Below are 12,553 nucleotides of genomic sequence, written 5' to 3' on the forward strand. Positions count from 1 at the left end.
AGCCGCTCAGTCCCGAGGCTTCGAGGCTGGCGGCTCCACGGGAACATGCGCCGCCGCCGCGATGCAGAGCGCACCCACCACGAAGTAGTAGTAGTTCGAGAAGGCCTGCTTGTTGAACGCGAAGAAGATGGCGTAAACGAACGCGACGCCCCCCGCGAAGCCCGCGGGCGTCCGAGGCGCCTTCCAGAGCACCAGCACCGTGGCCACGGCCACCGCCGCGAAGGCGATCCACACCGGCGGCTGCGGGTGCCCCTGCGTCACCCACCACGATAGATAGCTCAGCGCGTCCATCCGGAAGGGCTGGCGCAGCTGCAGCGTCACCGCGCTCCGAATGAACGCCGGCACGTTGATGACGATGAGCGGCAGGCTCACCGCCACCGCGGTCGCCCCCGCTCGCCAGATCAGCCCCCAGAGCTGCCGCCCTCGCAGAGGCGTTAGCAGCGGCAGCAGCGGCAGCATGAAGACGGTGTACTGCTTCACCGCCAGCAGCAGACCGAACACATAGGGGAGCGCACGGGGGAACCGGCACGCGCTGAACACCGTGGCCGCGAGCAGGAAGATGAGGAAGGGCTCGGTCCACGCCTGCTCCAGCACGAAGAGCCCTCGCGGTGTCAGCAGCAGCAGCGCCGCCGCCCCCGCCCCCAGCCGGCCTCCCCGGGCATACGCCATCAGCCCCGCCGCCAGGGTGATGGCCACGAGCTTGGCGAAGCGCGGATCCCCTCCCAGCACCTTGCCCAGCGTGGAGAAGTAGAGGCTCAGCGGGGGATAGGGAAAGCCGAACAGCAGCCGCCCATTCTCCACCAGCCCCTCTCCATAGAACCCGCCGTCTCCATAGATGTTGGGGAACGTCATGGCGTACGGGTTTTGTCCCTGGAGGAGGGCCTGCACGCCTTGCGTCTCGAAGACGAAGACGTCGATCCACGGCGACGGCGAGGTGCGCAGCAGCCACACGCCCAGGGAGAAGTGCACCGCCAGCAGCGCCAGCACCAGCCACCACCGCGCTCGCTCCGAGCCCGCCAGCAGCGCCCCCGCGATGAGCGCCTCCGCGGCCAGCCTCAGGTACATCGGCGCATAAGGCCATGGCCCCCCGAGCCGCAGGTACATGCCCGGGTGCTCCTGCACCAGCGCCTCCAGTTGGAGCAGCAGCGCGCCGCCCAGGAGCACCGCGAGCACCGCCTCTACCCGGGGCGTCCACCGCCCGAGCCGCGAGGCGGCAATGCCCCCCAGCGCCAGCGCGAGCGCCCGCGTGAGGCCTAGGATGGCGTCCTCCCGGAGGTTGCCGTTGGTAAGCTGCAGCGTCAGTCCCAGCACCGTGGCCGCGGCCAGACACCCGGCGGCCAGCCCCCACCCTTCGGTGAGCGGGGAGGCAACGAACCCCGCGTCAGCGCGAGGGGTGGCCGGGGCTTGCTCGGTGGACACATTCACTCCTGGAGATTCTGGAGGCAGGGCGCGCCTTTGTAGCACCCTCGCCCGGCTGGCAGGCGCCCTCATGAAAGCCAGCAGAATCGCTCCCATCGGCCCAGGCGATGCAGAGTGTCCAGCCTGCTTGCTTTCCGGCCCCCGGGCCGCGAAATAGGCATTCCGCTGGGCTCGTTTTCCCAGGTTAGCCCTGACACCCCCGAGATATGCGCGCTCCGACTGCTCTGCCTCCTGACTCAAGCCCCACGCTGACCCTGGGCCTCCCCGGGTTCACCTTCGAGGACCTCTACCGTCCCCGCGGGCTGCGCCGGCTCGCAGAGCGCTTCGACGCCTGGCTCACCGAGCACGAGCCCGAGCTCTTCCAGGCCTTTGACGCGTACCGGAAGTCCGGCGGCACCCACCTCACCGGCCCGGCCCAGTCGGACCTGCTCATCCGCGTCTCCCGGCACGTGTCCCGCTTCCTCGCCCGCCTCTTCAACATCGAGGGCGATCAGCAGGACCTGGCCCGCCGCCTCACGGGCGAGCTGCCCCTGTTCGACTTCAAGCGCGACTTCATCACCCGCCGCGTCTTCAAGAAGGGCGCCCCGGACCGGCCCACGCTCGCTGAGTTCCCCTCGCTGGACGCCCGGATGCGCTTGATGCTGCAGCTCGGCTTCCCGCAGGCCATGGCCTCCGGGGACCTGGAGCGCTGCCTGGCCGAGTCCATCCTCACGCTGATGGACCTGGAGCGCCTCTTCTCCGGCGCCCTGCCCGCCGACAAGCAGGACACGGCTCCGGCCCTGCGCGAGCGCTGGACGGCCCTGCGCGCCGCCCTGCTCACCACGCCCGAGGGCAAGGAGGCCTTCGGCTCCAGCCTCGTCACCCAGGGCGATGACGCCGCGGAGCTGCAGTCCGTGCGTGCCCTGCTCTCGCTGGCGGATCGCTGGACATTCGCGCGCGCGCTCCACCCGGAGCAGAAGGAGCTGTTCCACACCTGGCCCACGCACCGGCTGCCCAAGCCGCTGGTGTTCGACCAGCTCGTGCAGCTGCACCGGCCAGACCCGAACCTGCCGGAGATCGCCGAGGGCCCCGAGGAGCACCTGCGCCACCGCGACGGCTTCAAGCTCACGGATCGCCGCGGCACGCCTCGCGACGCGATGAACGAGGTGGACTACTGCGTCATCTGCCACGAGCGCGAGAAGGACTCCTGCTCCAAGGGCTTCAAGGCGAAGGACCCGGTGGCCGAGGGCCACTCCTTCAAGAAGAACCCGCTGGGCATTCCGCTCACCGGCTGCCCGCTGGACGAGCGCATCTCCGAGATGCACCTGCTCAAGCGCGAGGGCAACTCGGTGGGCGCGCTGGCCATGGTGGTGCTGGACAACCCCATGTGCCCGGGCACCGGCCACCGCATCTGCAATGACTGCATGAAGGCCTGCATCTTCCAGAAGCAGGAGCCGGTGAACATTCCGCTGGCGGAGACCTCGGTCCTCACGGACGTGTTGGACTTGCCCTGGGGCTTCGAGATCTACGGCCTGCTCACCCGGTGGAACCCTCTCAACGTCCGTCGGCCGTTCGCGCTGCCGTACCGGGGCCGCAACGTGCTCGTCGTGGGCCTGGGGCCTGCGGGCTACACGCTCGCGCACTACCTGCTCAACGAGGGCTTTGGCGTCACCGGCCTGGACGGCCTGAAGATCGAGTCCTTCGATGACGAGCTGCTGGGCCGCAACGGCAAGCCGCTCAAGGCCATCCGCGACTGGAAGGCGCTCACCCGCGAGCTGGACGATCGCGTGCTCGAGGGGTTCGGCGGCGTGTCCGAGTACGGAATCACCGTGCGCTGGGACAAGAACTTCCTCACGCTCATCCACCTGACGCTGGCGCGCCGGGAGAACCTGCGCATCTACGGCGGCGTGCGCTTCGGTGGCACCCTCACCATCGACGATGCCTGGAAGCTGGGCTTCGACCACATCGCCATCGCGGCGGGCGCGGGCCGCCCCACCATCATCGGGATGAAGAACAACCTCATCCGGGGCATCCGCAAGGCGAGCGACTTCCTGATGGCGCTGCAGCTCACTGGCGCCTTCAAGCGGGACTCGCTGGCGAACCTCCAGGTGCAACTGCCGGCCATCGTCATCGGCGGCGGCCTCACGGGCATCGACACGGCCACGGAGCTGATGGCCTATTACCCGGTGCAGGTGGAGCGCTCGCTGGAGCGCCACGAGCGGCTCGCGGCGGACATCGGCGAGGAAGCCGTCCTCGCGCGGCTGGATCCCGAGGAGCGCGTCACCTACCAGACCTTCCTGGAGCACGGCCGCGCGGTGCGCGCCGAGCGCGAGCAAGCCCGTGCCGAGGGCCGTCACCCGGACCTCATCAAGCTGGTGCGGAGCTGGGGCGGCGTGAGCCTGGTGTACCGCCGCAGCCTCACGGAGTCCCCCGCCTACCGCCTCAACCACGAGGAGGTGGTGAAGGCGCTGGAGGAGGGCATCCGCTTCATCGAGCGCATGAGCCCGGCGGAGGCGCTGCCGGACGCGTCCGGGGCGGTGCGTGGCATCCGCTTCGAGCGGATGGTGACAAAGGACGGCAAGCTCAAGGGCAGCGGCGAGTTCTTCGAGCTGCCCGCGCGCACCGTCTGCGTGGCGGCAGGCACCGCGCCCAACGTCACCTATGAGAAGGAGTACCCGGGCACCTTCAAGCTGGACTCGAACCAGGAGTACTTTCTGGGCCACGAGCTGGCGGAGGCGGGCGAGCGCTTCGAGCTCAAGCCGGTGGAGCAGGCCTCCGAGGATCTGCTGGCCAAGGTGGGCTTCTTCACCTCGTACCAGAAGGACGGACGCCTCATCTCCTTCTACGGAGACAACCACCCCACCTACGCGGGCAACGTGGTGAAGGCCATGGCCAGCGCGAAGGACGGGTACCCCGAGGTGACGCGCCTCTTCGCCCAGGAGCTGGCGGCGACGGACTTCCTGGACGAGCAGGCCCAGGGGCAGCGCGAGGAGAAGCTGGCCTCCCACTTCGCGAAGCTGGACGAGGCGTTCACCGCCACGGTGGTGGCCGTCAACCGCCTCACGCCCACCATCGTGGAGGTGGTGGTGAAGGCGCCGTTCGCGGCGAGCCACTTCGAGCCCGGCCAGTTCTACCGCCTGCAGAACTTCGAGCGGCTGGCCCCGGTGGTGGACGGCACGCGGCTGACCATGGAGGGTCTGGCCCTCACGGGCGCGTGGGTGGACAAGGAGAAGGGGCTGATGGGGACCATCGTGCTGGAGATGGGCTCCTCGTCGCGCCTGTGCGCCGCGCTGAAGCCCGGTGAGCCCGTGGTGCTCATGGGCCCCACTGGGACGCCCACGGAGATTGGCCGCAACGAGACGGTGGTGCTCGTGGGCGGAGGCCTGGGCAACGCGGTGCTCTTCTCCATCGCGCGCTCGCTCAAGGCCGCGGGCTGCCGCGTCATCTACTTCGCGGGCTACCGGACGAAGGCGGACAGCTTCAAGCAGGACGAGATCGAGGCTGGCACGGATCAAATCGTCTGGTCCGTGGACGGGGGTGACCTCATCCAGCCGCGGCGCTCGCAGGACACGGCGTTCCGGGGCAACGTGGTCCAGGCGATGCTGGCGTACGCGGAGGGCTCGCTGGGAGTGCCTCCGGTCATCTCCCTGCACGAGGTGGACCGCATCATCGCCATCGGCTCGGACCGGATGATGCGGGCGGTGCAGCAGGCGCGTCACGGCGTGCTGCAGCCCTTCCTCAAGCCCGAGCACGAGGCCATCGGCTCCATCAACTCGCCGATGCAGTGCATGATGAAGGAGATCTGCGCCCAGTGCCTCCAGAAGCACACGGACCCGGTGACGGGCAAGGAGACGTGGGTCTTCTCGTGCTTCAACCAGGACCAGAAGCTGGATCAGGTGGACTTCGTGAACCTGAACCAGCGCCTGCGCGGCAACACGGTGCTGGAGAAGATCTCCGACGTCTTCCTGGCGAGGCTGATGCTGAAGGTCCCGAATCTGAAGCGCGTCTGATAGATAGAGGAGGCCCAGTCACTGGGCCTTGGCCTGCTCGTACCCTTCCAAGGTCGATCGGACGCTGGGCGCCAGCTTGTGGTTCGGTGCCAGCGTGACGAACTTGCGGTAGTGCACCACGGCCTTGTCCCAGTTGGCCAACGCCGCGTAGGCCGCACCAGCGGCCATGTGGCACTCGGCATGGTTGGGGTCGATCTTCAGACATCGGGCGGTCTTGGTGAGTGCGGCCTCGTACTTCTTGGCCCGGATCAACCGCGCGGCCTCGGTGAAGACCGCCTTGACCTCGGCTCGGGCCGCGGGGCTCAGGGGCGTGGGAGGTGGAGGCGGCGGGTCTGGGAGCTTCGCAGGGGCTGGAGTGATTCCCAGCATCAGGGCCAGGGACTGTTCGACCTCCAGGGCGTGCTCATCGCTGGGCGCGAGGCGGAGGAAGGTCCGGTACCGCTCGGCCGCCTTCTCCTTGTCACCCTGCGCGGCGAGCGCATCCCCCGCGAGCTTCTGGCAGTCCAGGTTCTTCGAGTCGAACTCGATGCACAGGAGTGCCTCGATGCCGGCCTCCTTGTACTGCTTGCCCTCGAAGAGCTTGGCGGCCTTCTCGTAAGCAGCCTTGGCCCGCTCCTCTGGAGAGCGCTCCACCCGGACCGGCTTCTCGGGCGTGGGGTTCACCCGGGGCTTCACCCCCTCGGGAGGCTGAGGAACCGGGGTGGAGGCCATGGACGCGGCCCCCGTCGCGGGAGCGGGAACAGGAGCCCCGGCAACCCCTCCCGGCCCCAGGGGAGTCATCGAGGTGGTGGCATCCAGCCCACTCAGCTTCGGCTCTCCCATGGCGACAAAGAGGAGGATGACGGCCGCCACCGTGAGCACCGCGCCCACGCTCAGGCCCACGTACAGAGCCTTGCTCGCGGACATGGCCGCGGCGGGGACAGCCTTCGGAGGTGCCGGAGCCGGCTCCTGCGGAGCGGGCGCCAGGGGCCGGGTCGCGACCGCTGACCTCCTGGGAGACGAGGGCGGGGCGGACCGAGGCTTGGGGTTGGAGAACTCCTGCACCGGAACGTGCTCGGACGTCGAGCGCCGCCACCGGGCCATCTGCTCCAGGAACGAGCGAGGCACCTGCACCTCCCGCCCCTCAGCGGAGAGGTCCTCCTGGAACATCTTCTGCACGAAGTGGGCGATCGACATCGCCGAGAACCGCGGCTCGATGGCGTAGAGGAACGCCGTCAGCGCATCACCCAGCTCGTGGCAGGACTCCACCCGCTCGGCCTTGTTGACCGTCAGCGCGTGCAGGACGATGTCCTCGAGCTCCTCGGGCAGCTCCGGGTTGAGCTCCCGAGGGCGGGGGAACTCGCCCTTGATGAGCTTGGCCACCGCTGTGTACTGAGTGCCCTGGAACGGGAGCTTTCCGCAGAGCAGCTCGTAGAGCACGACGCCCACGGCCCACACGTCCGTCAGCGCATCGACCTGTTTGCCCCGGGCCTGCTCTGGGGAGAAGAACAGGTACTTGCCCTTCACCACGCCCGGCTCGGTGTTGAACCCCCGCAGCTCACGCGCCTTGGCGATGCCGAAGTCGACGATCTTGACCTGGCCCTCGTAGCTGATGAGCACGTTGTCCGGAGAGATGTCCCGGTGGACGATGCCCAGCAGCTTCCCCGAGTCATCCTTGCGCGTATGGGCGTAGTGCAGCCCCCGGCACATCTCGATGGCGATGAAGACGGCCACCGGGATGGGCAGCGAGTTCATCCCCGTGCGCAGGGCCCGCTTGAGGATCTTGTGCAGGGGCTGGCCGTCCACGAACTCCATGGCCAGGAAGTACTCCCCGTCCACCCGCCCGAAGTCGTACACCTGCGCGATGTTGCCGTGCGACAGGGTGGCCGAGATGCGCGCCTCACTCACGAACATCGTGGTGAACGCATCGTCGTTGGCGTACTCCGGCAGCACCTTCTTGATGAGCACCGGCTTGGTGACACCCGCCTCGCCCACCAGCCGGGCGCGATAGGTCTCCGCCATGCCGCCCCTTCCCAGGCGCGACACCAGCTCATAGCGGCCGAACCGCGCTCCAGGTTGCAGGGTCATCCAGGCGCCATCCTACCTCCGTTGGCAAGAGCGCTGCATGCCCGCCCCGCCGTTACCGCTTGCTGAAGGTGTTCAGCATGTCCTGGTAGTTCTTCGCGAGATCCTCCTCGCGGGTGAGCACCAGGTCCACGTTGGCGTCCCCGTACGTGCGGCGCACCTCCGTGAGCTTCTGCAGCTCCTCGGTGCGCTCGCGCATGGCGGCCAGCTGCGGGGCCAGCTCCTCGCGCTGCTCCGGCCGCAGCTTCGCCTGCATCTCCTCCAGCTTCTTCAGCTCCTCATCGATGTGGAAGGACTGGGTCAGCTGCCGCTGGCTGATGACGGCCGTCACGATGTCCGCGATGCCGTTCACGTCCACCTCGCTCAGCCCGGCCTCCTTGCGCGCCGCCTCCTCCGCCCGCGCCTTGCCCTCGATGAGCTTCATCGTCGCGTTGACCTCGGCCAGGTCATCCCCCTTCCCCGCGTCCCGCTTCGTCTGGGCCAGGTCCTTCAGGAGCGTCTCGTAGGCCTCCAGGAGCTTTCGCTGGTAGCCCACATACGCGTCGAGCTTCTCCTTCGTGAGCGGATACGGCCCCGGCGCGAGCTCGGCCTCCGAAGCCTCGTCTTCATCCGCCTGCTCGTCCGGGGACGGAGCCGGCGAGGGCCTTGCTGCCTGCGGGGCGGCAGGCGCTGGCTCTGCCTTCTCCTTCTTGCAGGCTGAGAAACCCAACGCCACGCACAGCACCCACAACGACCGACGCATGCCCACTCCTCTGGCGACGAGAACCAAGTCAAGTCAGTATATTCTCCCGACCTGCTGGGACAGGGTTCAGCGCCTCCTCGACGACCTATCGGGGGGGATCGGCATTGAACAATCCCCGCATTACCTTTGACCAACCCAGCCAGGGTCGTGTACGAACCGCGATTCTGTGTCGTGAGCGGTGGAGGGACTTTGAGGATTTTCCTGGTAAGGCACGGCGATGCGGACGCGGAGATCCCCGAGGGTCTTGGCGACGAGGCGCGCGCGCTGACCGCGAAGGCCCGTAGCAATACCGCCAACCACTTCGCTTCGTTGTCGGAGCGGATGGGCCCCATCTCGCTCATCCTGACGAGCCCGTTGGTCCGCACCGTGCAAACGGCGCAGATCCTCTCGTTCTCGGTCAAGCACGAGGGCCTGCTGCGCGCCCATCGGTGCCTGCTGCCGGACATGCCGGTGGGAGCCGTGGAGCCCGTCCTCACCGAGCACGCGGACCAGAACCTCGTGCTGGTGGGGCACCAGCCGTCCATGGGAGCGCTGGCTGCTCACCTGCTGGGCATGCAGTCGTTCCCCAAGCCGGTGAACCCGGGCACCGTCATTGGCCTGGAGCGCACCGAGGGCGAGAACCCCGGCCTGAAGTTCCTTTTCTACGCGGCTCCGGGCCAGCAGGTGGTCGACGTCATCCAGTGATGATGGACGAGTCCCTCTACAACCAGCGTGTCGCCGCGGTCTTCAAGCGCATGCTGGCCGCCGCGGACCAGCTGGATCCGGACGTGCTCGAGGCCGACAGCACAGGGGACATGCTCACCCTCACCGCTCGCTCGCGGGAGAAGTGCATCGTCAACACCCAGCGGGCCGTGCGGCAGATCTGGGTGGCGGGCAAGTCCCAGGGCATCCACTTCTCGTACGACGAGGCCTCCGGCACCTGGAAGGACGACAAGGGCAAGGGGCTGGAGCTGTTCTCCTTCGTCGCGGACGTGGTGAGCGAGCTCAGCGGCGAGCCCTTCACCTACCCGTCCTGAGCGGGCTCAGTCCTCGGAGGGCTCCTCCTCCTCGGAGGGAACCTCGCGCTCGATGAAGCTCACCCGGTCGCCGCCCTCGGCTTGGGCCTTGCGCAGCGCCTCGTTGGCATCCTTCATCAGATTGCCGAAGCTCACCTGCGTCTGCCCTCGCACGGGCGAGGGCTCGAAGACGGACAGCCCCATGGACACGGTCATGTTCGGCAGGCGAGCCAGCGTCCTCACGCGCTGACGCATGCGCTCGGCCACCACCATCGCGCCCACCCTGGGGGTGTGGGGGAAGAAGGCGACGAAGCGGCCCTCGGTGGTGGGGACGATGACGTCGATGTCCCGCACCCCACCCGAGAGCAACCCCAGCATCTCCGCCAGCAGCGTGGTGCGCTGCGAGGAGCCCAGCTGAGCGGTGCGCTCGGACAAGTGGTCCAGCTCCATCAGCAGCAGGGCGATGGGGTAGCGGTAGCGCCGGCTGCGCTTCACCTCCATCAACAGCAGCCGCTTGAGAAAGTCGAAGTCCGGAGAGGACGGACCCTCCAGCCCGAACCGGCGGGCCGCCGCGTCATCAGACTCCGGAGCCGGAGCCGGAGCTGGAGCCTGGGTGGAGCGGGTGGCGGCACGGGTGTCGGCGAGCTGGAGCATCAGCCCCACGCACGTCACCAGGGTGGTGCGCTTGAGGGGGCCCACCAGACAGGCATCCGCGCCCGCGGCGGTGGCGCGCTCCTCGGGGTTCTCCTCCTCGGGCATGTAGAGCAGGAGCACCGGCAGCTCCGGCGCCTCCTGCTTCACCTCCCGGCACAGCGTCTCGCCGTCCAGGGAGTCGGACAGCGAGGTCAGCAGCACCTCCGGGGGACTGGTGCGGACCTCCCGGAGCGCCTCCGCCGCCGTGCTGACGACAATCACGGCATAATTGGCGCTCTCCAAGAACCTGCGCAGGGCTGTAGCGACAGGGATGGCGGGTTCGGCGATGAGAACGGAGCGCATACGGGGCTATTAAAGCCCCAAATCAGACCGACATGACCTCCTTTTCCTTCGCGGCGACGATCTTGTCGACCTCGGCCACGCCCGCGTCGGTCTCCTTCTGCACCTTCTCCTCGAGGCGCTTCTTGTCGTCCTCGGTGATCTTCTTGTCCTTGAGCTGGGTCTTGATGAGCTCGTTGGCGTCGCGGCGGATGTTGCGCACGGCGACCTTGTGCTCCTCGCCCTTGGACTTCACCTGCTTGGCGATCTCCTTGCGGCGCTCCTCGGTCAGCGCCGGGAACGGCAGGCGGATGAGCTCGCCGTCGTTCATCGGGTTGATGCCGAGGTTGGCCTCGCGAATGGCCTTCTCGATGTCCTTCAGCACGCTCTTGTCCCACGGCTTGATGGTGATGAGCCGGGGCTCCGGGGCGTTCACGCTGGCCACGCCGCTCAACGGAGTGGGCGTGCCATAGAAGTCCACGCGGATGCCATCGAGGATGCTGGTGCTGGCGCGCCCGGTGCGCACCTTGCCCAGCTCCTTCTTGAGATCATCGAGCGTCTTGTCGATACGGGACTTCAGCTGCGTAACGACTTCATCGCCATTCGCCATTGTGTGCTCCTTCGGAAGGAGAAGAAGAGTTTCAGGCCCAGACCGTCTCGGAGGCGCCCACCACTGTACCGATATCCCCGTTGCCGAGCACGGCCCGGCCGATGTTGCCGCGGGCCGTCAGGTCGAACACGACGATGGGCAGCTTGTTGTCCATGCACAGCGAGATGGCCGTGGAGTCCATCACGTTGAGGTTCTGCCTGAGCACGTCCATGTACGTCAGCGAGCGGTAGCGCTTCGCCGTGGAGTCTTTCTTGGGGTCCGCGTTGTACACGCCGTCCACCTTGGTGGCCTTGAGAATCACCTCGGCGTTGATCTCCATGGCGCGCAGGCTGGCCGCGGTGTCCGTGGTGAAGTACGGGTTGCCCGTGCCGGCGGCGAAGATGACCACGCGCCCCTTCTCCAGGTGGCGCACGGCGCGGCGGCGGATGTAGGGCTCGGCAATCTGCTCCATCTTGATGGCCGACAGCACCCGGGTGAAGACGCCCTGCTTCTCCAGCGCATCCTGCATGGCCATGGAGTTGATGCAGGTGGCGAGCATGCCCATGTAGTCGGCGCTCGCGCGGTCCATGCCCTCGGTGGCGCCAGCCACGCCGCGGAAGATGTTGCCGCCGCCAATGACGACGGCCAGCTCCACACCGGCCTCGACCACCTCTTTCACCTCGCTGGCAATGCGGGTGAGCGTGGGCGGATGGATGCCGTACTTCCCATCGCCCATGAGGGCCTCGCCGGAGAGCTTGAGGAGCACGCGCTTGTAACGGAGGGAGCGGGTCGGTTCAGACATGCGGCTCTGCTCATATCCCCCACCCCGCCCCCGATCAACGTCCGCGTCGCTCTGGAGGTGCGCCACCGTCTCCCGTCAACGCTCCGGCCGGGCCGCCGGTGCAGGCCCCGGAAAACGCGAAGGGCCGCAGCCCCAGGCCCGAAAGGGAACCTGGAACACGCGGCCCTCGTCAGCCCAGAGGGCTGGCGGCGCGGCTAGGCCTGGGTGCCCAGCGTCTTGGCGACCTCGGCGGCCAGGTCATCCTTCTTCTTCTCGATGCCCTCGCCCACCACGAAGCGCGCGAAGCGGCGGATGGAGACCTTCTCGCCGATCTTCGCGGCGCGCTCGGTGACCATCTCGCCCACCTTCTTCTTGTCGTCCTTCACCCAGAGCTGGTCCACCAGGCAGACCGTCTCGTAGTACTTCTCGATCTTGCCCACGAGGATCTTGTCCCACATGGCCTCAGGCTTCTTCTGCTCCTTCAACTGAGCGCGCTGGATCTCCTTCTCCTTCTCCAGCACGTCCGCGGGGATCTCCTCACGGCGCACGTACTGCGGGCTGGCGGCGGCCACCTGCATGGCGATCTCGCGGCCCAGATCCTGGAAGTCCTCGTTGCGAGCCACGAAGTCCGTCTCGCAGTTGATCTCCACCATCACGCCGATGCGGCCACCGTGGACGTAGGTGGCGATGACGCCCTCGGCCGCCACGCGGTCCGCCTTACCCGCGGCGCGGGCGATGCCCTTCTTGCGCAGCCACTCCTCGGCCTTGGTGAAGTCACCGCCGGTCTCGGCGAGCGCCTTCTTGCAGTCCATCATGCCCGCGCCGGTCTTCTCGCGGAGTTCCTTCACCATCGAGGCGCTGACCTCGGCCATGTTCGTCTCCAGACCCCGCGAGCGCAGTGCGCCCCGCGAGGTGTTGTGCAGGTACTTCGGTTGGGGAAATGCAAAGGCCGGGTGGTGAGCACCACCCGGCCGACTTCACGGACTGATACGCGGGAGCGCG

At 67.7% G+C, this 12,553-nt stretch carries 10 protein-coding genes; 3 read left to right on the top strand and 7 right to left on the bottom strand.

Going from position 1 to position 12,553, the window contains the following annotated elements:
* Positions 1-6: 6 nt before the first annotated feature.
* Positions 7-1,419 carry a hypothetical protein gene (locus tag DB31_RS03155; RefSeq protein ID WP_044181681.1) on the bottom strand — a complete coding sequence of 471 codons (1,413 nt, stop codon included), beginning with the start codon at positions 1,417-1,419 and terminating at the stop codon, positions 7-9.
* 206 nt (positions 1,420-1,625) lie between these two features.
* On the opposite strand from DB31_RS03155, the gene DB31_RS03160 reads away from it, so the two are divergent.
* Positions 1,626-5,408, top strand: a complete 3,783-nt coding sequence (locus tag DB31_RS03160; RefSeq protein ID WP_044181684.1) for an FAD-dependent oxidoreductase — start codon at positions 1,626-1,628, stop codon at positions 5,406-5,408.
* Positions 5,409-5,426: 18 nt separating this feature from the next.
* On the opposite strand, the gene DB31_RS48540 is transcribed toward DB31_RS03160, so the two are convergent.
* Positions 5,427-7,475 carry a serine/threonine protein kinase gene (locus DB31_RS48540; protein ID WP_044181687.1) on the bottom strand — a complete coding sequence of 683 codons (2,049 nt, stop codon included), beginning with the start codon at positions 7,473-7,475 and terminating at the stop codon, positions 5,427-5,429.
* A gap of 52 nt (positions 7,476-7,527) precedes the next feature.
* On the bottom strand, positions 7,528-8,214 hold the full coding sequence (locus tag DB31_RS03170; protein WP_044181691.1) for a hypothetical protein: 687 nt from the start codon (positions 8,212-8,214) through the stop codon (positions 7,528-7,530).
* 189 nt (positions 8,215-8,403) lie between these two features.
* Between DB31_RS03170 and DB31_RS03175 the strand changes: the two genes are divergently transcribed.
* Positions 8,404-8,898 (top strand): SixA phosphatase family protein, encoded by a 495-nt coding sequence (locus DB31_RS03175; protein WP_044181693.1) that lies wholly within the window; start codon positions 8,404-8,406, stop codon positions 8,896-8,898.
* On the top strand, positions 8,898-9,230 hold the full coding sequence (gene cyaY / locus DB31_RS03180; protein WP_044181695.1) for an iron donor protein CyaY: 333 nt from the start codon (positions 8,898-8,900) through the stop codon (positions 9,228-9,230). The genes DB31_RS03175 and cyaY overlap by 1 nt, the downstream gene beginning before the upstream one ends.
* Before the next feature lie 6 nt (positions 9,231-9,236).
* On the opposite strand, the gene DB31_RS03185 is transcribed toward cyaY, so the two are convergent.
* The 4 genes from DB31_RS03185 to tsf form a co-directional block, all read right to left on the bottom strand.
* Positions 9,237-10,205 (bottom strand): diguanylate cyclase, encoded by a 969-nt coding sequence (locus tag DB31_RS03185; RefSeq protein WP_044181699.1) that lies wholly within the window; start codon positions 10,203-10,205, stop codon positions 9,237-9,239.
* A 22-nt stretch (positions 10,206-10,227) separates the two neighbouring features.
* Positions 10,228-10,791 (bottom strand): ribosome recycling factor, encoded by a 564-nt coding sequence (gene frr / locus DB31_RS03190; protein ID WP_044181701.1) that lies wholly within the window; start codon positions 10,789-10,791, stop codon positions 10,228-10,230.
* A 31-nt stretch (positions 10,792-10,822) separates the two neighbouring features.
* Positions 10,823-11,572, bottom strand: a complete 750-nt coding sequence (gene pyrH, locus DB31_RS03195) for a UMP kinase (RefSeq protein ID WP_044181705.1) — start codon at positions 11,570-11,572, stop codon at positions 10,823-10,825.
* 194 nt (positions 11,573-11,766) lie between these two features.
* The gene (tsf, locus tag DB31_RS03200) at positions 11,767-12,423 is read right to left on the bottom strand and encodes a translation elongation factor Ts (RefSeq protein ID WP_044181707.1); all 657 of its coding nucleotides are present in this window, start codon (positions 12,421-12,423) and stop codon (positions 11,767-11,769) included.
* Positions 12,424-12,553: the final 130 nt, after the last annotated feature.

It is taken from the genome of Hyalangium minutum, assembly GCF_000737315.1.
Classification (GTDB): Bacteria; Myxococcota; Myxococcia; order Myxococcales; family Myxococcaceae; genus Hyalangium; species Hyalangium minutum.

Coding starts and splice junctions, on each gene's coding strand:
- DB31_RS03160 (WP_044181684.1), top strand. CDS start 1,626: ATGCGCGCTCCGACTGCTCTGCCTCCTGACTCAAGCCCCACGCTGACC.
- DB31_RS48540 (WP_044181687.1), bottom strand. CDS start 7,475: ATGACCCTGCAACCTGGAGCGCGGTTCGGCCGCTATGAGCTGGTGTCG.
- DB31_RS03170 (WP_044181691.1), bottom strand. CDS start 8,214: ATGCGTCGGTCGTTGTGGGTGCTGTGCGTGGCGTTGGGTTTCTCAGCC.
- cyaY (WP_044181695.1), top strand. CDS start 8,898: ATGATGGACGAGTCCCTCTACAACCAGCGTGTCGCCGCGGTCTTCAAG.
- DB31_RS03185 (WP_044181699.1), bottom strand. CDS start 10,205: ATGCGCTCCGTTCTCATCGCCGAACCCGCCATCCCTGTCGCTACAGCC.
- frr (WP_044181701.1), bottom strand. CDS start 10,791: ATGGCGAATGGCGATGAAGTCGTTACGCAGCTGAAGTCCCGTATCGAC.
- pyrH (WP_044181705.1), bottom strand. CDS start 11,572: ATGTCTGAACCGACCCGCTCCCTCCGTTACAAGCGCGTGCTCCTCAAG.
- tsf (WP_044181707.1), bottom strand. CDS start 12,423: ATGGCCGAGGTCAGCGCCTCGATGGTGAAGGAACTCCGCGAGAAGACC.